This is a genomic window from Pseudomonas sp. FSL W5-0203 (assembly GCF_001896155.1).
Classification (GTDB): domain Bacteria; phylum Pseudomonadota; class Gammaproteobacteria; order Pseudomonadales; family Pseudomonadaceae; genus Aquipseudomonas; species Aquipseudomonas paracarnis.
The window spans coordinates 84,404-100,472 of the sequence record NZ_MPOR01000013.1 but is presented as its reverse complement, the minus strand read 5'-3'; the positions used below and the strand labels follow the sequence as shown (position 1 = coordinate 100,472).

Sequence of the window (16,069 nt, the reverse complement as noted above, 5' to 3'; positions counted from 1 at the left end):
AACACATGAAACGACGTCGATAATTCACGGTTGCGCCCAATCGGCGCACAGCATGCCCAGCGTAGCCTGGAGGGTCAAGCACTACGCCCGTGGGGATTTTAGCGGGTTGCGGGCTTACAGTGCCATCATGCAAACGTCGTCTGGTTATCCCGCCGGGATGTAGGGTGCAAGGCGGGTATGCACGGTGTCCTCCGCATCCAATGACAGTTGGAATTTGGCAGCCAGGTAATGGGTGCTGAACACATCAAGGTAGGCATCCAGCACTTCGCTGGCGGCCAGGTCATCGGCCAGCTCCAGGCACAGCGCCGCCACCTCGGCGGTGCAGAAATGGTCATCGCGCTTGGAGCGCCGTAGTTTGTAGCGTGACAACTGTTCGGGCGCCAGGCTCAGCACCGGTAAATGTTCCAGATAGGGACTTTTGCGAAACATCTTGCGCGCTTCGCTCCAGGTGCCGTCCAACAGGATGAACAGTGGGCGCTTGCCCTCCTCCACGCGCACTTCACTGACCACCCGTTGCGGCGCCACGAATTCACCGGGAAATACGATGTAGGGTTGCCACTGCGGGTCGGCCAGCAACCTGAGCAACTCGGGGTCGACTTCGGTACGCGACCAGGCAAACGCGGTGGTGTCGTGTATGACATCGGCGATCAGCCAGCCCGTGTTACTGGGCTTCATCGGTTCAACGTCATGCATCAACAGGCACATGGCGGACTTGGCTTCTACCTGAGGCCGCCAGGCACACAGGCAGTACTCAGGAATGACCCGACAGCCGGGACAGCGCTCAGCACGGGAACCCCGATTGAGAAACGGCCTGACGGCACGCGCCAGACGCTGGGTACGCAAACGGGAGACGGCGTGACTCATCGGGCACGCGGCGAAGTAGAAGAAATCGACACGGAACAAACTCGTGAAAAACAGAAGTCCCGCAGTTTACCAGCGATACGCCTGGCTGTAGTGGCAAGGGCTCACCTATAATTGCGCGCCACTGAACGCACAGCCCAGTGGCTGGTCTATGCACCAGTAACCGAATCAGGAGAGTTTCATGCTGCGTTCCATGCTGCGCCTTGTTGCCCCATCCGTCGCCCTTGCGCTGGTCTTGCCTATGGGCGCCCACGCGGCCTCGCTGCTGGAGGCTCAAATGAACAAGAAGCTGCAAAGCGTCGCGGCCGAAAGCAACAAGGACCTGCCCCGGGAAATCGACGAAAAAACCCTGGAAGTCGCCTACACCGTTGAAGGGATGCAACTGATCGATCACCTCAGCGTGTTGCCTGACCGTGCCGAACAGATGCGCGCCAACCCCAAGGCTGTGTATTTCCAGCTGGGCCGCAGTGTATGCACCAACCCGGGCTACCGCGAGCTGATGGCCAAGGGCGCAGTGATGCGCTATGAAATCACCGAGAACAAGACCAATCGCCCGGTGGCCTCGGTCAAGTTCGCAGAAGCCGATTGCCCGGCTCCGACGAAGAAGAAAAAGTAACCTTTGCTTGCCCCTCCCGCGCCGCTGCCCAGCGGCGCGCACGCCCCCGCTGCGTTTGCTGTCAACGACTAAACTGCCTAATGAGCCATCAATAAGCGGTTGCCAGCCAAGGGTTTTTCGGCCCATGATCAGCTCATCCCAGATGCCCGCCCACCACAGTTTTTAACGCTGTTCTGTCACATTTTCAGGGCAAAAAAGGCCTGCCCTCCTGCGGCATGCCGCGACACAAGCAGTGTCGTGGCCCAGGCGACGTTCTCGTCGACTACCCAGGCCCTGTAGAGAAGGAGAAATTGAATGCCTTATGAATCGAATGATTTGTTGCTTCGTCATTTTGAAGAAAACGGGACCGACCTCACCCAGCAGGTCGACGCACAAATTCAGTTGATCGCCCCCAACAGCCCGAATATCTCCCTTTATCGAGACATGATCCTCACCGTCCTGCGCATGGCCCAGGACGACCGTGATCGCTGGAACGCCAAGATCACCCTGCGGGCCATCCGTGAACTGGACCATGCTTTTCGGGTGCTCGAACAATTCAAGGGCCGGCGCAAAGTCACGGTATTCGGCTCGGCGCGTACGCCAGTGGAAAGCCCCCTGTATGCGCTAGCCCGAGAGGTAGGTGCGGCGTTGGCACGGTCCGACCTGATGGTCATCACCGGTGGCGGTGGCGGCATCATGGCCGCGGCCCACGAAGGTGCGGGCCTGGAGCACAGCCTAGGGTTCAATATCACCCTGCCCTTTGAACAGCATGCCAACCCAACCATTGATGGCACCGACAACCTGCTGTCATTCCACTTCTTCTTTACCCGCAAGCTGTTCTTCGTCAAGGAAGCCGACGCGCTGGTGTTGTGCCCTGGCGGTTTCGGCACCCTCGACGAGGCATTGGAAGTGCTGACCCTGATCCAGACCGGCAAGAGCCCACTGGTGCCGGTAGTGCTACTGGATGCGCCGGGCGGTGGGTTCTGGCAAGGCGCCCTGGATTTCATCCGCAGTCAGTTGGAAGCCAATCGCTATATCCTGCCCACCGACCTCAAACTGGTCCGCCTGGTCTACAGCGCCGAAGAGGCCGTAGACGAAATCAACCAGTTCTACGCCAACTTCCACTCGACCCGCTGGCTTAAGCGTGAGTTTGTGGTGCGCATGAATCATCCCCTGAGTGAGCGCGCCCTCGCCCATATGCAGCAAGCGTTTGCCAGCCTGCGGCTCAGTGGCGAATTCCAGCAACTCGCCTATACGGGCGAAGACCATGACGAACCGAGATTCAGCCATTTGACGCGCCTGGTGTTCAATTTCAACGGTCGCGATCAGGGGCGATTGCGGGAGTTGGTGGATTACATCAACCTGCCGGAGAACTGGGCACAGGCTCAGGGCAAGGCCCAGCAACGGATGACGCCAGAGACAGCGTGATTTTTTGCAGGCAAAAAAAAAGGCCCACTATTTTCATAGTGGGCCTTTTGTTTTTTGGCGTTCAGTCGTCCATATCCCGGCCGCTCAACAAGCGGCTGATCATGTCCATCGAAAACCCGCGATAACTCAAGAAGCGACCTTGCTTCGCACGTTCTTTGGCATCAATCGGAAGATGCCCCGCAAATTTGCGACGCCAGGTGTCTTCCAACTGCGACTGCCAATTGATACCGCACTCACGTAGCGCAAGGTCAATATCGGCACGTTGCAGTCCACGTTGGCTTAACTCCTCGCGAATCCGCGCAGGGCCGTAACCGGAACGTGCGCGGTAAGACACAAAGCTTTCAAGGTAACGGGCTTCCGACAACAGCCCTTCTTCCGTTAACCGGTCGAGGGCTGTTTCGATCATCTCTGGCTCTGCGCCGCGCTGACGCAACTTACGTGTCAGCTCGACTCGACCATGCTCGCGGCGAGCGAGCAGGTCCATCGCAGTGCGCCGAACGGCGACGAGTGTATCCAGTACAACAGTCATCGTTTGCTTCAGACGTCAGTATCGGCTTCTTCCATTTCATCTACCGGCTCGCGGTTGGCAGCCGCTTTCACGTCCGGCGCTGCGGTCAGCAGCTTGTCGCGGATCTGCTTCTCAAGCGTGGCAGCGATATCCGGATTGTCTGCCAGGAACTTGGCCGAGTTGGCCTTGCCCTGACCGATCTTGCTGCCGTTGTAGGCATACCAGGCACCGGACTTCTCGACAAAACCGTGCAGTACGCCCAGGTCGATCATCTCGCCGTTCAGGTAGATACCCTTGCCGTAGAGAATCTGGAACTCAGCCTGACGGAATGGCGGGGCCACTTTGTTCTTCACGACCTTGACGCGGGTTTCGCTACCGACAACCTCGTCACCTTCCTTCACCGCGCCAGTACGACGGATATCCAGACGGACCGAAGCGTAGAACTTCAGCGCGTTACCACCGGTGGTGGTTTCCGGGCTGCCGAACATCACGCCGATCTTCATACGGATCTGGTTGATGAAGATCACCAGGCAGTTGGCGTTCTTGATGTTACCGGTAATTTTACGCAGCGCCTGGGACATCAGGCGGGCTTGCAGGCCCACGTGCATGTCGCCCATTTCGCCTTCGATTTCAGCCTTGGGCACCAGGGCCGCCACGGAGTCGACCACGATCACGTCGATGGCGTTGGAGCGCACCAGCATGTCGGTGATTTCCAGGGCTTGCTCGCCGGTGTCCGGCTGGGAAACCAGCAGGTCATCGACGTTGACGCCCAGCTTGCCGGCGTATTCAGGATCCAGGGCGTGCTCGGCGTCGACGAACGCGCAGGTAGCGCCCATCTTTTGCGCCTGGGCAATCACCGACAGGGTCAGGGTGGTTTTACCGGAAGATTCAGGACCGTAGATTTCAACGATACGGCCTTTTGGCAGGCCACCAATGCCGAGTGCGATGTCCAGACCCAGAGAGCCAGTGGAAATAGCCGGGATCGCCTGACGGTCGTGATCGCCCATACGCATTACGGCACCCTTGCCGAATTGACGTTCGATCTGACCCAGGGCCGCAGCCAAGGCTTTCTTCTTGTTGTCGTCCATTAAAGTCCTCACGTAATCAATAAGGCCTGACGGCCAACACCTGTATAAGTAGACAGTATTGTTCCACAAAGATCCGAGATCGCCTACCCCTGATTGTCTATTTCTGCTGCAGCTCGTCGCAACAAGCCCTCCAACGCGGCTTTTACCGTTTGTCGGCGGACCTCGTCTCGGTTGCCGGGGAAGTGCGCAAGCTCGGCGGTCACCTCGTCGCCCACCGCAAAGGCCAGCCAAACGGTGCCCACCGGTTTGTCCGGCGAGCCGCCATCGGGGCCGGCCACACCGCTGACCGCCACGGCAAATCGCGCCAGGCTTTTTTCCTGCGCACCGCGGGCCATCGCCTCCACCACTTCCTGGCTGACAGCCCCGACCTTGACGAACAGTTTTTCCGGCACATTCAACTGTCGGGTCTTCTGCCGGTTGGAATAGGTGACATAGCCCGCCTCGAACCAGGCCGAGCTGCCCGGAATTCGCGTGATGGCTTCGGCAATGCCGCCGCCGGTACAGGACTCGGCAGTGGTCACGTGAGCACTGAGCACCTGCAAACGGCGACCCAGTTCGGCAGCCAGTTGAGTGATTTCCTTCACAGTCGTCTCCAGGAGTGGGCGGGGGTTCGCCTACCCTACAGGAGCCTATCGGCCATGCAAGGTACAGAGTGCATCAAGAGGCTAATGCGCGACGGCCTGCACCTGCCACACATGCGCCATGAGCAGGCGCGCACCGATCAGGCGAAACGCACCTAAGAAACGCAGAGCACCGCCTTCGCCCGCGCCCACAACTGCAAACGGTCGTCCAGGCCATTGAGGCCGCCGTTGATCCGACGGGTGATGGTGGTGAACTGATCGTTGTCGGCAAGTTCGTTAAGGCCGTTGCTTTGCCAGAACCAGGCGGCGGACTCGCAGGCCCATTGCGGTTGTTCCAGCAGTTGCGGCTGGAGCAGCAGGCGATCATCGCCGAACAGTGCTTGGCTGCACGCAAGGTAATTACGGCGGCCGGTTATCTGGATCAACCCTCTGCCGCGATACTTTTGTCCATCTCCGTCCGCTTCCGGGGTGTTGCCCAGGCGCGCGCCCAAGACGCCGGTGTCATATTTGCTCAAGTATTGATCACTGCCCAATTCGCGCACGTACTGCAACTGGGCAGACTCGTGGCCGATTTGGGCGAGGAAGGCGGCGACGCGACGGGCCGTATTGATCTGATGCCCCGCAAAGGCCGCATTTAGAAAGGTTAAAAAAATGCCCGCGCGAAGGCGGGCTCCAGGCATGACACCCAGAAGCTGAGCATGTGTGATTACCATGGGTTTTACTCTAAGGAAGGATCTACACCGACAAACCGCTGGCCTGGACCGTACTCCGATAGCCACCTTTTCGCTCGCCCCTGGATTTCACCGTTTTAATCGACCAGCGCCCTTGCATGAACCCCGGCCACGACTCATCCAGCAGCAACAGGCCTTCAGCAGCCAACGAAGGATTACCAGGGCAGACCACATCAATCTGCAACCCTTCGCGCCCCACCCGCCGCATCTCTCCCTGCGCCGCCGAGCGTGCTTCGTCCTCGCTCTGGTAGCGCTGTGTCACCACTTTGAAGGGTGCGATGCCCACCTTGACGACACGCTGTTTTCCGGCTGCCGCGTCCCACCATGACGTTTGCGCGCCGTTGTATTTGGCACGGCTGGTTTCGGTGAAACTGGCGCTGATGAACGCGCGGTCACCTGCGCGATTATCATGGGTGATCGACAACCGTACATCCGGCAATGCCTTGCCCGACAGCGTCTTGATCTGGCCTTTGCGCCCCAGTACATACAGCTCATCGACAGGCTTGGCCACCGCATCGAAGCGCTTGGCCAGGCGCGTCAGAAAAGCCATGTCGCTTTCATTGGTCTGATCGATGTGCGCGATCGGCTCACCGTCGAGTTCAGGCGCCACACGCGGTGAAAAACCGTATCGGGTGGTCAGTTGGCGAAACAGCGCACCCAGGGTTATCGGACCATGGCTGGCGGTGCGGCGCTGTTTGAATTCGTGCTCGTCGAACGGTGCCGCCGTGGCCACCAGCACCAGTCGCAATGGGAACATCGAGGGCGTGCGCTGGGTGATCTTGAACACGCCCTTATCCACCAGGCCCGATTCCAGGTACCCAATACGCAGGCCAATTTTGCCGCCCAGATCGGGCAGCCCTTCAAGCCCCTCGATATCGAGGGTCAGCTTCAGTTGATCAGATACAAACCCCGCTGCGTCGGTATGTTCCCACTCCAAGAGCCGCTCGTTGAATAACGCGGCATTGGCTCCGTATAGCTCCACTACAGGTGTAAATCCGAGTGCCATGATGGCTCCTTAATCCCAGGCGGAAACCGGCCGGCTCGCAACTGGTTGCGCGTCCAATTCGGGCACCAGCACGCTGACGCCCGCCGGCAGTACCGCGCCCTGTTCGGCCAACTCCGGGTTCAAGCGCCACAACGCTTCTTCTGCGGCGTCGTCACTGCGCCCCAGTTCGCGGTAGAGCAACAGGTTCACCGAGTCGCCGGCAATACTTCGAACCCTACGCATTGACGAACTCCTCCAGTAACAATGTCCAATTGATCACCATGGCCGTCCCGTCGTCGATCACGCTGGCTTGTTTTTCACTGATCGACTGGATGGTCCATAGCCCCCAGTTACGCCCTAACCCGTCCACCAAAGGCAACGGCGCACGCAGGGCCTGCAGGGTGCGCAACTCATCCAGGCGCGCCATGCCATTGGCACGCGCAGCCTTGCCGCCCAATGCCAGCGTTTCGAGCCCCTGGCCGACCTGGCTGGATTTAGGTTTGCCGGCAATGATGTCGAGACTGACCCAGCCCCCGCTGCTACCACGATCAAGCGTGTCGTAGGCGAACCCACGGGACAGCCCGAAAATAAAAGTACCCAAGACCATCTGTTGTCGCATCACACAGCTCCATCGGTGAGTGCTGCGCCGCGTCGGGTCGCCAGCAGGTTGTCCATCGACAGCGGGGTAAATTGCGCTTCGATCTGTTGCACCACGAGCGCCGCCAGTTGTTGATGGCTGGCTTGCTCAGGCGCGGTGATGGTGATTTGCGGGGCGAAGTTGATTTGGCGGTTGTCGGCTTGAGGGGCGTTGAGGTTTTTGCTGACCTCTGTGGGGGATGGCAGGCGATCGCCCGCCCCCATCACTTTTTCAGCCAGCCACGCACCGACGTCACTGCCCACGAAAGTGCCCACGGCACCACCGACTACCTTACCGATTGCGCCCCCGGCGACGCCGCCCATCACACCGCCCAACACTGTGCCGGCACCCGGAACGACCGAACCGATAACAGCTCCCGCCAGCGTGCCGACCGCTCGGCCTATCGCCATCCCAGCCACATCACCGACGACACCGCCGGCAACACCGCCGCCGATAGAGCCCACGCTAGTGCCAACCGCTTGACCCAGGTTTCCGGTCATAGCGCCTTGCGTCATCTCGACACCGGCCTGGGCCACCACCAAACCCAGGGGGACCCCTTTGGCCAGCTTGCTCACCTTCGCCGCTTTGCCAGAGATGCCAGGGCCGGAAGCAGGCGGGCGATTACCGCTGTGCTCGTCATTGCTCGGGGCTTTGCGCTGGCTGTCCGGCGGTGTGGTTTTATTCCCTGCTGCCGGCCCCTCTCCGAGCACTTTCCCTGCGACCTTTTCGAAAATCTTGTCCTTCACGGCACCGAAAACACCAGAAACCACCGGGATCAGCACTGCCCCCGCCAGGGCGACGGCAGCGGCAGCCTTGGGCAGGCCTTCCGCGAGCCAAGCCACGCCACTGACCAGGCCGTTCATTGCGGTCAGCGAGGCATCTACAACGGGGGCAAGCGCTGCATCAGAGGCGGTGCTCAAGCGTGTGGTACTGGCCTCGTAGGCTTGCCGACGCGCGTAAGTAGAGTCCGCACGAACCGCGGCCGAACGCAGCACCGAACCTTGGTCGCCCAGCGTCGAAGTGGCGTAGGTGGATTTTTCTGCGACCAGCGAAAAGGCCTGTTTCACGCTGTCGATCACCGGTACCAGGCTCAGAATCGTCTGGTTGCCGTCGAACAACTGCGTCGCCAGCACCGCCTGCCTTTCGGCAGGTTGCGACTTGAGCGCCTCCAGCACCGTAAGCACGGCCTGTGGGGCGTCCTGTTTCATGCCCGCCGCGAGTACTTTTGGATCAAGCTTGAGCTCTGCCCAGGCACTGCGTTGCCCTGCAGAGGCGTTGTCGCCTTTAGCCAGGACGGTGCTGATTTTTTCCAGCCCGGCACCAGCAACAGCCTTGCTGTTACCTGCGCTCAACAACGCCGCCGAAAGCGCTGCAGCCTGTTCGGGACTCATGCCCGCAGCCTTCGCGGCAGCGCCCTGGAGTTGCACAACAGCGCCGATATCCGCCGATTCGGCCTTGAGCGATACCTGGGTGCCCAGCACATTTGTTGCGTCGGCAAGGTCCAAGGCTTGTGCGCGATCAAGGTGCATTGACTCGCGCCAGCCGCCCATGATTTCGCCGGCATTTTTGACGTCGATCTTGAACGCCGTCGCCATGATCGCAGCGTCGCGAGCGAACTGCTGCAGGTCTGCCCGGCGCCCAACGGGGTCGATATTGCCCGAAGCGTCCTTACGATCACTGCCGATACCGGAACGGGCGGCGGCATACTCGACCTTCGCGAGGTCGACGGCACTGGCACCACTGGCAGCCACCACCGGCTCGGACGCCATGGCAAGGTTGGCTTCACGCAATGCCTTGCGCTCATGCCGGGCAAACATCAACAGTTGATCAATATCGGTCATCGCGGCGTCCAGCGCCTGCGAGGGTGTGCGCTTGTCTGTAGCCGCGACGGTCTTCGTGCCCTCTGCGTTCCCGGCAGTTTGAGCTTGCCGGGCGTCCATCACCTTGAGCAACGAGACGTTGAACAGCTCCAGCGTATCGACCAACCGTACCTGCCCGTCCGCCAGATGCTTGATCTGCAAGCTGGCATCGGCCAATGCCAGGGCCAAACTCGCCGCACTCCCCGGGGCCACCTCAAGCGGGCTCGGCAGCGCTTGGGTGATAGGTTTGAGACTGGCCTGCATTCCTGTCATCTGAAGGGCGCCCTGAGTCATCACGCCGTCCTTGGCAATGGCTGACCCTGCTCCATGATTACTATCTGCCATTGCGCTCTACTCCTGTTTGACGCCAAGACGACTGATTGCGATGTCGTAGCGGCGCAATGCTTTGCCGGCTTCCCAATCGAGGATTTCCGCTTCGTTCACCGAGTAAACCAGCGGCACTACATCGAGAATCACTTCGATGTCGCGCTCCGAAAGAAGTCCGCCGGTTTGTTTAAAAAATCGTCGATGCGCTCCTGCAGCTCGGTCCAGTCGGGCACGGTCAGGCCGGCAAGATCGGGAATCATCAGGCCCGTGCAATGGGCGGTGATGAACTCGGCGCGCTCTTTGTTAGTGGCGAGTTTTTTCATCACCTTGGTAGCGCGCAGGGCGGGCATTTCCAGGGGCAGTTCCGACAGGTTTCGGCCGGCGGCTTCCAGGGGTAATAGCAGGTGGACAGGCTGGTCGTGGGTCGTCACGTCCTGTTCTTTCAGGAAGAACGAGGCCGGGCGTGTCGACATTTCGTGTACGTACTGCGCAATGCTCACGTAGTCCGGGCGCTTGAGTTGGTCGAGCTCTTTTTCCGACAGGCCGGTGGCGAGTTTCGCCAGTTCGAAGAACTGGTCGTCCTCGTCATCACCGGCCCGGGCCAGCGCGTCTTTTTGCGCGGCGTAGAACAACGGTTTGAGTTGAACTTGCTCGATCATTGCACCGGTGTCGGCGGTGATCGGGGACAGCAGGATGTGCAACGGTGGCATCCAGGCCATGGGGAATTCCTTGTTGAGCGGTGTTGAAAAGTGCGAAAAATCTAAACCTGAGCATGGCCCCTGTGGGAGCTGGCTTGCCTGCGATGGCATCCACTCGATACACCAGGGATACCGAGTCGCCTGCATCGCAGGCAAGCCAGCTCCCACCTTGACCGTGCTCGCTTCAGATTGCGCCGGCCCTTAAGGCATCAGCACGGCGCGGCGGGCATCGCCAAGGATGTCGACGCCGTTGAGCACGAACTTCTGGGTGCGCACATCGATATCGATCACCGAAATGCCATTTTCCAGACGGTTGTAGGTACGGCAGGACAGCTCCAGCGTGGTGGTGGCCTTGTCGCCCATTTTCAGCTTCGCCTCCTCCAGGGATTTGAGCTTGCCGCCCACGGTGTGGTAGGTGAAATAGGTCTTGCCGTCTTGATCCTGGCCGGCTTCACGCACGTTCAGCAAAATGTCGTCGCCCATGCGCACGCCCAGGGCCAGCATGATTTGCGGGCCGGCACCTTGCAGCACCAGCTTGGCATTGAGCACCTTGCCGCTCTTGGCCATTTCCTCGGCGATAAAGCGCCCGCCGGACATGGCCTCCATGTCGAACTCGATCTTCGGCGGGGTGAATTCTTCCACGGTTGCGGACAACGGCAGGCCTTGAAGGGTGGCCGCAATGGCCTGTCTGACTCGGTTGGTAAACATTAGAGAACGTCCTCCAGGAACTGCTCGATGATTTCATCGCGGGCGTTGAGTTGATAAACCATGTGTTCGTTCGGCGCGTAGCGGCCGTAGTCGATGACGATGAACCAGGTGCCGTTCTTGTACTTCTCGACGCTGTTCAGTTCCGGGTGCAGGTACACGCTGCCGCCGGGGATGGTTTCGTCGGCCACCAGGGTTTGCAGCCAGTCGTTGATGCGCTTGACCTCCTGGTCCATGAAGGACTTGGTGAGGTTCTTGGCCATGGCTTTCTGGCCGGCCTTGACCAGCTTGCGGCTGATGGCATCTTCCAGGCCGACGTAGCTGATGAACTTGCCGGTGATGGAGCGGTTGCCCAACAGCGAGAAGCCGCCGAGGATGGTGCGGGCGTAGTAGCTCACGCCATAGCGGTTGAGCAGGTCGCCTTCGGTGGAGGTGTCGAGGATGTTGTACTCGACCACGCGGGAAACGTCCTCGGCGAAGGTCACCTGGTTACCTGGACTCTCCCACTGCTTGACCTTGGCCAATGCGGCGATGGCCAGCGAGGATGGCGACAGGAACACGTTCTTCTTCGCGGCTTTGGAGTACACCGACGGCATGTTGTGCACCAGCAGGCAACGGTCGAAGCCGAGGTCGGCCCCGCCCAGTTCGCCGCTGTAGGTCACTTGGTCGGCAACGGACGCGTCCTTGCCATCCAGCACCACACGGGCCTTGATGCGCTTGCCGAAGGAGGCGAACTCACCGGCCACGGCCTTGGTGCTGGTAAAGCCTGGAGCGCCGATGATGGTCAGGTCTTCAGGGACGCTGCTCAAGGCAGCCAGGCCCAGTTTGCGACCGGTGACCGGGTCGTTGCCGCCGATCACATTGTTGATCGTATCGGCCGGGGTGGCGCCCTCTTCGACGATCACGACATAGACCGGCACCTTGACCACTTTGAGGATCTGGTACACCGCCTGGAACAAGGTGCCCGACTCAGTGCCGGTAGGGTCCAGGAGCGCCTGGGCGGTGAAGCTGTTGATGCGAAACGGCGCGTTTTTCGGGATCGACGCATGGGCATTCGGCGCAGTGCCGACTAGGCCAATGACGTTATCGCCAAGGCCACCCATGGCCTCGGGGGATTCAGTGGCATTCACAGTGATGCCGTTGTGCTCGAAGTTCAGGACTTCTGCCATGGTTATTCAGCCTTCTGGGGGGTGGAGTTGAGGACGCTGGTCAGTTCCAGGCGGCCGGCGGTGCGCAGGGCGGATGCTTCGACGTCGAGCAGTTCCAGCTCCTCGCCGGCGGTGGACCAATGGCCGTTGCCGATGGGGAATGGGATGAGGACGGTGTAGGTTTGGCGGGTGGGCATGGGTGGAAATCTCCGAGTGGGAAATGCAAAAGCCCCTGCGGGGAGGGGCTTTGGGGAGGCGAAAAAAAACCGCTTTCGCGGTGGTTTATTACTTATCTTCAGGTAATGGGAAACGCGCCTTGATTTCGGCTACTTTGGCTCGCCATTCTTTTTCCTTTTCAGCCGTACCGTCGAATTGCCATTCGAGGTACATCGGGTCAGCTTCGCTGACGTAGGCAGAGCGGCGGGCAGCAATAGTGCTAGCGAGCGCGGCTGCGGCAGCGGCGTTCTCGATCAGCTCCTGCGCGGCCTTATCACTAAAACCCAGGCCCTTGAGGGTCTGCGCGCTAGCAGGTACGTTGATCAACGAGTCACCAGCAGGCGTTACCAACTTTTCGATAAACAAAGTCATTTGATCAGTCCTTAAACCTTGGCGGTATAGCGAGCGTCGTTATCGTGGGAATAGGCCAGGCGTTTCTCTTCAAAGGCTTTGCCGAGCACAGCATCAGCCTGCGTCAAGCTATAAGGTTTCACCGCCCAACGAACTTCCCAATCGGCGTTAACGTCATCTTTCATAATCACTTCAGTATCTAACTTGCTGTAATTAACAGGATAATCAAACGATTTAGTGATGGTATAGCTCAGCCCACCCCTCAGGTACATCCCGGAAAACTGTGGAGCGTTCGTTTGTTGTCCAGCGACCAAACCTAAGTACATGGGTTTGAGCCCAGTAATGGCACGTGCTGTACAAATCATTCCAAACGAAACACCTCTCACCGTTTCACGGTAAGTTTGGGATATCCGCTTAATCGCTAGAAAGTTAGCATCACCATTCCATATATATCCGACACCCTCAAGTTGCAAGTTCAAGCCAGCAATGTGATAAATCCCTTGACCAAAGGGAGCTTTCTCCTGGTCTCGATAATATACCCGCGAAACGGTAATTTCTGTTTCGCCCGCCTCGTTACCAGGCATGGTCCACCAAACAGGATAGAAGACCTCCGTAGACAAGCCAGTGAGGTCAATGTCCTGTTTGTAAAGCGCACGACCATTAATATCTTTAGCCTGCACACTATTACGCCAAGCAGTAAACTGACTTGAAGCGGCCTCTACCCGCGCATCAATCTTCCCAATTTGGTTGGTAACCGTCTCCGTAAGTTTATTACATGCATCCACAACTTTCGTGATAGTCGTTTCAAGTCCCATCATCAACTCCCTGTCAGTTAATCTTTCCAGCACTTTTGTCAGTGCTACTACTTCGCTTCGAGCTGCATAACCCGAAACATCAAATCAACGTGGCGGGACATATTGCCAACCGAAGCCGCGGCCATAATCGCGATCTCCTCCGCCAACAACAGATTCAAGTTCTCACTCCCCACCACAATCGTCACGCTATCCGCCGGCAACGGCGAAACATCCAGCGTAAACTTCTGCAGCACCCGCGCCGCCGCCGCTTTATACGTCAGCAACTTCCCCGCCACGGAATACACCGCCAGCAAGGTGCCGCTGGCGAGGTAAAACCCGAACTCGCCAATCTCATACTCACCGTCGCCATCAAACAGCGCGGCCATCCTGAGTTGGCGCTCGCCCAGGTCTTCGTAATCGACGATGGCCACCCGTTGGCGCTCGTCACGCAAGGCCACTTCCGTGCCGTCGGGGTTGTAGCGGCCGGTGCCGGCGCCGATGTGGGTGATTTCGCCTTTGAGGCCCTGGTTCTTTGCCTGCAGCACTTCATCCAAACCTTTGGAGGTGAAGCGCACCAGGCGCGTGATTTCATCTGTCATGGCTGCGCCCTGAGGTCGTAATCGTTAATGGTGTAGTGCTGGGCAACCCCGGCACTGTTTAGGCGAGCCACCAGCGCCAGGTCCGGCAATGCGCCGTTCAGGTAGAACTCGCCGTCGCTTAAAGGCGCGTCGAGCACTTGCGTGAGCGCGAGCTGGCCTTCGGTTTCATGCACGATGGTAATCGTCGCCTGATCGCGCTCGCTTTTCGCCGCGTTGATGCGACGGATCAGCCGGTTGTGGTCGCCGCTGGACCAACTGCGCCCGATGATCGCCTGCACGTCGAAGGTGTAAGGCACGCCGAGCGGACGTTGCTGGTACCAGGCGCTGATATTGGGCGTGAAGCCAAGTGACTCCACCGCATAACTGAGTGCCTTGGGCGTGCCGGCCTGGCGTTGAATCTGCCAGGACAAGGCCACGGTCAGGCGTTTTTCCGCTTCGCTGGCCTCGGCATCCCATTCGCTGACGCCACGGTCGGCGGCCAGGTAAGGCAGGAACTCGCTAGGGGTATACAGCGGGTTCATCAGCGCCGGAAACGGCGGGGCGACACGCTCAAGCAATGTGCCGAAGCCCAGGTCCAACGCCTTTTCCAGCGGTGAGCTGTTGGCGGGCAGCAAACTCGCTTTGGGTTCACTCATAGTGTGCGCACCTCCACCTCGACGCCCGTGCAATACGGGGCCTGGAACGCCGTGCTGACAATCGGCGCCAGCGGTTCGAGGATGTGCAGTTGCGCGGCCCCGGCACTGTGGATGGCGTAGTCGATCCAGCTGGGGTCCACCCGCCCTTCCAGACGGTGGCAGGACTCGGCGTAGTCTTGCAGCAGTTTCTGCGCGGCCACTTGGGTCAGCCCCGAGTCCGGGCCGGCGTTGATCTTGGCCACCACGCGAATTTTATAGGGTTGAATCTGCGCGCCTTGGACGCTGACAAGATCGGTTTCTGGCCGTACATCCGGCCGTGCGAAATGTCGACGTACACCGTCAAGCAAGTCGACAGATGGCGTGCCGTCGCCCTCCCTGGAAAGCACGGTGACCATGACTTCCCCCGGTGCGGTGCGGCGAGCGTTGCCGTCCTTGACCTGGGCCGCGTAGCCGTCGGGGTCGAAGGTGTAGGTGACCGTGACCACACCGGGCGTCGCGCTTTGTACTTTCACTGCTGGGCGCTCGCCCAAAGTGAACACTTCGCGGCGATACTGCATGCGCGAGCCCGCCGCTGGGGCGTGGGGTGCCAGGTAGTAGCGCAGGCGGGCGTCGTCGTCGCTTTCCAAGGTGGGCGGCACCGGCGGGAAAGCGGCCGGGTCGCCTGGGTCGAGCACTTGGCGTTCCAGGCCCATATCGGCCAGGCGCGCATCCAGGTTGCTACCGGTGGCCCACCACGCCAGCATCTGCTTGATGCGGGCGTTGTATTTGCGCTCATGGGTTTGCAGGCGCACGCAAAAAGCTTCCAGGGCCAGGGTCAGCAGTTCGCTTTCGTTGTCGAGGCTGACCTGGAGTTTGGCTGCGCTTTGCGGCGCGCGAGTGGCGACGTAGTCGATGACAAACGCTTTGAATTCGGCCAGCAACGGCTCGAACTCATCGACCTTAATGATGGCCGGTTCCGCCAGTTGGTTCTGGCCGGGGATCAGCATACTCATGTCACGACCTCGAAGGATTGTTGGCGGTTTTTCCAGGTGCCGGCAAACCGCAGCAGCAGGCCGGCGCCCTGGCGGGTAGCGACAATGACCTGAGGGTCAAAATCGCCAATGCCGTTATGAATGTTGTAGAACGCTTGGGCGGCGTGGCTTTGGGCGAGGATCAGCAAGTCATCGCCCAGGTTCTGGCCGAGCAATTGCGGGATCAGTGAGCCGTACAGCGGGCGCTTTTGCCGCGTTCCGATGGGGGTGGTCAGCGCTCGGGTGGCGCGCTGCACAAATTGCAGCCAGTCGTCGACGGCCGCCCCGGTGTTCCTATCGATTCCGAGCATGG

General features: G+C 59.7%; 22 protein-coding genes. 2 read left to right on the top strand and 20 right to left on the bottom strand.

What is annotated here, in order from left to right:
* Positions 1 to 144: 144 nt before the first annotated feature.
* On the bottom strand, positions 145 to 864 hold the full coding sequence (locus tag BOP96_RS14320) for a tRNA-uridine aminocarboxypropyltransferase (RefSeq protein ID WP_014717180.1): 720 nt from the start codon (positions 862 to 864) through the stop codon (positions 145 to 147).
* 178 nt (positions 865 to 1,042) lie between these two features.
* Between BOP96_RS14320 and BOP96_RS14315 the strand changes: the two genes are divergently transcribed.
* Positions 1,043 to 1,477: a PA3611 family quorum-sensing-regulated virulence factor gene (locus BOP96_RS14315; protein WP_014717179.1), complete on the top strand. Its 435-nt coding sequence runs from the start codon at positions 1,043 to 1,045 to the stop codon at positions 1,475 to 1,477.
* Between the two features lie 294 nt (positions 1,478 to 1,771).
* Entirely contained in the window at positions 1,772 to 2,884 is a 1,113-nt protein-coding gene (locus tag BOP96_RS14310; protein WP_020301155.1) for a TIGR00730 family Rossman fold protein, read from the top strand.
* A 61-nt stretch (positions 2,885 to 2,945) separates the two neighbouring features.
* Here the strand turns inward: BOP96_RS14310 and recX are convergent, their stop codons facing one another.
* From recX to BOP96_RS14220, 19 genes are all read right to left on the bottom strand, one after another.
* Positions 2,946 to 3,413 (bottom strand): recombination regulator RecX, encoded by a 468-nt coding sequence (gene recX, locus BOP96_RS14305; protein ID WP_014717177.1) that lies wholly within the window; start codon positions 3,411 to 3,413, stop codon positions 2,946 to 2,948.
* An 8-nt stretch (positions 3,414 to 3,421) separates the two neighbouring features.
* The gene (gene recA / locus BOP96_RS14300) at positions 3,422 to 4,480 is read right to left on the bottom strand and encodes a recombinase RecA (protein WP_014717176.1); all 1,059 of its coding nucleotides are present in this window, start codon (positions 4,478 to 4,480) and stop codon (positions 3,422 to 3,424) included.
* A gap of 83 nt (positions 4,481 to 4,563) precedes the next feature.
* Entirely contained in the window at positions 4,564 to 5,064 is a 501-nt protein-coding gene (locus tag BOP96_RS14295; RefSeq protein ID WP_014717175.1) for a CinA family protein, read from the bottom strand.
* Positions 5,065 to 5,216: 152 nt separating this feature from the next.
* Positions 5,217 to 5,774, bottom strand: coding sequence for a glycoside hydrolase family 19 protein (locus BOP96_RS14285; protein WP_014717174.1), 558 nt, complete (start codon positions 5,772 to 5,774; stop codon positions 5,217 to 5,219).
* A 22-nt stretch (positions 5,775 to 5,796) separates the two neighbouring features.
* Complete coding sequence (locus BOP96_RS14280; protein WP_073453125.1) at positions 5,797 to 6,798, bottom strand: contractile injection system protein, VgrG/Pvc8 family; 1,002 nt, start codon at positions 6,796 to 6,798, stop codon at positions 5,797 to 5,799.
* 9 nt (positions 6,799 to 6,807) lie between these two features.
* Positions 6,808 to 7,020, bottom strand: a complete 213-nt coding sequence (locus BOP96_RS14275) for a tail protein X (RefSeq protein WP_014717172.1) — start codon at positions 7,018 to 7,020, stop codon at positions 6,808 to 6,810.
* Entirely contained in the window at positions 7,013 to 7,396 is a 384-nt protein-coding gene (locus BOP96_RS14270) for a phage tail protein (RefSeq protein ID WP_014717171.1), read from the bottom strand. The genes BOP96_RS14275 and BOP96_RS14270 overlap by 8 nt, the downstream gene beginning before the upstream one ends.
* Positions 7,396 to 9,618 (bottom strand): phage tail tape measure protein, encoded by a 2,223-nt coding sequence (locus tag BOP96_RS14265; protein ID WP_073453123.1) that lies wholly within the window; start codon positions 9,616 to 9,618, stop codon positions 7,396 to 7,398. The genes BOP96_RS14270 and BOP96_RS14265 overlap by 1 nt, the downstream gene beginning before the upstream one ends.
* A gap of 6 nt (positions 9,619 to 9,624) precedes the next feature.
* On the bottom strand, positions 9,625 to 9,750 hold the full coding sequence (locus tag BOP96_RS30525; RefSeq protein WP_014717169.1) for a hypothetical protein: 126 nt from the start codon (positions 9,748 to 9,750) through the stop codon (positions 9,625 to 9,627).
* The gene (locus tag BOP96_RS14260) at positions 9,747 to 10,319 is read right to left on the bottom strand and encodes a phage tail assembly protein (RefSeq protein ID WP_014717168.1); all 573 of its coding nucleotides are present in this window, start codon (positions 10,317 to 10,319) and stop codon (positions 9,747 to 9,749) included. Before BOP96_RS14260 ends, BOP96_RS30525 begins: the two co-directional genes overlap by 4 nt.
* 180 nt (positions 10,320 to 10,499) lie before the next feature.
* Positions 10,500 to 11,006 carry a phage major tail tube protein gene (locus BOP96_RS14255; protein WP_014717167.1) on the bottom strand — a complete coding sequence of 169 codons (507 nt, stop codon included), beginning with the start codon at positions 11,004 to 11,006 and terminating at the stop codon, positions 10,500 to 10,502.
* Entirely contained in the window at positions 11,006 to 12,172 is a 1,167-nt protein-coding gene (locus tag BOP96_RS14250) for a phage tail protein (protein ID WP_073453121.1), read from the bottom strand. Before BOP96_RS14250 ends, BOP96_RS14255 begins: the two co-directional genes overlap by 1 nt.
* A 2-nt stretch (positions 12,173 to 12,174) precedes the next feature.
* The gene (locus tag BOP96_RS30075; protein WP_175562987.1) at positions 12,175 to 12,348 is read right to left on the bottom strand and encodes a hypothetical protein; all 174 of its coding nucleotides are present in this window, start codon (positions 12,346 to 12,348) and stop codon (positions 12,175 to 12,177) included.
* A gap of 88 nt (positions 12,349 to 12,436) precedes the next feature.
* A complete protein-coding gene (locus BOP96_RS14245; RefSeq protein ID WP_060767083.1) occupies positions 12,437 to 12,739 on the bottom strand; it encodes a hypothetical protein in 303 nt (100 codons plus the stop codon).
* An 11-nt stretch (positions 12,740 to 12,750) separates the two neighbouring features.
* The gene (locus BOP96_RS14240; protein ID WP_073453120.1) at positions 12,751 to 13,533 is read right to left on the bottom strand and encodes a phage tail protein; all 783 of its coding nucleotides are present in this window, start codon (positions 13,531 to 13,533) and stop codon (positions 12,751 to 12,753) included.
* Positions 13,534 to 13,580: 47 nt separating this feature from the next.
* Positions 13,581 to 14,111, bottom strand: a complete 531-nt coding sequence (locus BOP96_RS14235; protein ID WP_073453118.1) for a phage tail protein — start codon at positions 14,109 to 14,111, stop codon at positions 13,581 to 13,583.
* Positions 14,108 to 14,746 (bottom strand): phage tail protein I, encoded by a 639-nt coding sequence (locus tag BOP96_RS14230; protein WP_073453116.1) that lies wholly within the window; start codon positions 14,744 to 14,746, stop codon positions 14,108 to 14,110. Before BOP96_RS14230 ends, BOP96_RS14235 begins: the two co-directional genes overlap by 4 nt.
* Positions 14,743 to 15,738 (bottom strand): baseplate J/gp47 family protein, encoded by a 996-nt coding sequence (locus BOP96_RS14225; protein WP_014717161.1) that lies wholly within the window; start codon positions 15,736 to 15,738, stop codon positions 14,743 to 14,745. The genes BOP96_RS14230 and BOP96_RS14225 overlap by 4 nt, the downstream gene beginning before the upstream one ends.
* Positions 15,735 to 16,067: a phage baseplate protein gene (locus tag BOP96_RS14220; RefSeq protein WP_014717160.1), complete on the bottom strand. Its 333-nt coding sequence runs from the start codon at positions 16,065 to 16,067 to the stop codon at positions 15,735 to 15,737. Before BOP96_RS14220 ends, BOP96_RS14225 begins: the two co-directional genes overlap by 4 nt.
* Positions 16,068 to 16,069: the final 2 nt, after the last annotated feature.

Coding starts and splice junctions, on each gene's coding strand:
- BOP96_RS14310 (WP_020301155.1), top strand. CDS start 1,772: ATGCCTTATGAATCGAATGATTTGTTGCTTCGTCATTTTGAAGAAAAC.
- BOP96_RS14240 (WP_073453120.1), bottom strand. CDS start 13,533: ATGGGACTTGAAACGACTATCACGAAAGTTGTGGATGCATGTAATAAA.
- BOP96_RS14250 (WP_073453121.1), bottom strand. CDS start 12,172: ATGGCAGAAGTCCTGAACTTCGAGCACAACGGCATCACTGTGAATGCC.
- BOP96_RS14275 (WP_014717172.1), bottom strand. CDS start 7,020: ATGCGTAGGGTTCGAAGTATTGCCGGCGACTCGGTGAACCTGTTGCTC.
- BOP96_RS14245 (WP_060767083.1), bottom strand. CDS start 12,739: ATGACTTTGTTTATCGAAAAGTTGGTAACGCCTGCTGGTGACTCGTTG.
- BOP96_RS14225 (WP_014717161.1), bottom strand. CDS start 15,738: ATGAGTATGCTGATCCCCGGCCAGAACCAACTGGCGGAACCGGCCATC.
- recX (WP_014717177.1), bottom strand. CDS start 3,413: ATGACTGTTGTACTGGATACACTCGTCGCCGTTCGGCGCACTGCGATG.
- BOP96_RS14230 (WP_073453116.1), bottom strand. CDS start 14,746: ATGAGTGAACCCAAAGCGAGTTTGCTGCCCGCCAACAGCTCACCGCTG.
- BOP96_RS14265 (WP_073453123.1), bottom strand. CDS start 9,618: ATGGCAGATAGTAATCATGGAGCAGGGTCAGCCATTGCCAAGGACGGC.
- BOP96_RS14260 (WP_014717168.1), bottom strand. CDS start 10,319: ATGGCCTGGATGCCACCGTTGCACATCCTGCTGTCCCCGATCACCGCC.
- BOP96_RS14255 (WP_014717167.1), bottom strand. CDS start 11,006: ATGTTTACCAACCGAGTCAGACAGGCCATTGCGGCCACCCTTCAAGGC.
- recA (WP_014717176.1), bottom strand. CDS start 4,480: ATGGACGACAACAAGAAGAAAGCCTTGGCTGCGGCCCTGGGTCAGATC.
- BOP96_RS14320 (WP_014717180.1), bottom strand. CDS start 864: ATGAGTCACGCCGTCTCCCGTTTGCGTACCCAGCGTCTGGCGCGTGCC.
- BOP96_RS14315 (WP_014717179.1), top strand. CDS start 1,043: ATGCTGCGTTCCATGCTGCGCCTTGTTGCCCCATCCGTCGCCCTTGCG.
- BOP96_RS14270 (WP_014717171.1), bottom strand. CDS start 7,396: ATGCGACAACAGATGGTCTTGGGTACTTTTATTTTCGGGCTGTCCCGT.
- BOP96_RS14235 (WP_073453118.1), bottom strand. CDS start 14,111: ATGACAGATGAAATCACGCGCCTGGTGCGCTTCACCTCCAAAGGTTTG.
- BOP96_RS14220 (WP_014717160.1), bottom strand. CDS start 16,067: ATGCTCGGAATCGATAGGAACACCGGGGCGGCCGTCGACGACTGGCTG.
- BOP96_RS14280 (WP_073453125.1), bottom strand. CDS start 6,798: ATGGCACTCGGATTTACACCTGTAGTGGAGCTATACGGAGCCAATGCC.
- BOP96_RS30075 (WP_175562987.1), bottom strand. CDS start 12,348: ATGCCCACCCGCCAAACCTACACCGTCCTCATCCCATTCCCCATCGGC.
- BOP96_RS14285 (WP_014717174.1), bottom strand. CDS start 5,774: ATGGTAATCACACATGCTCAGCTTCTGGGTGTCATGCCTGGAGCCCGC.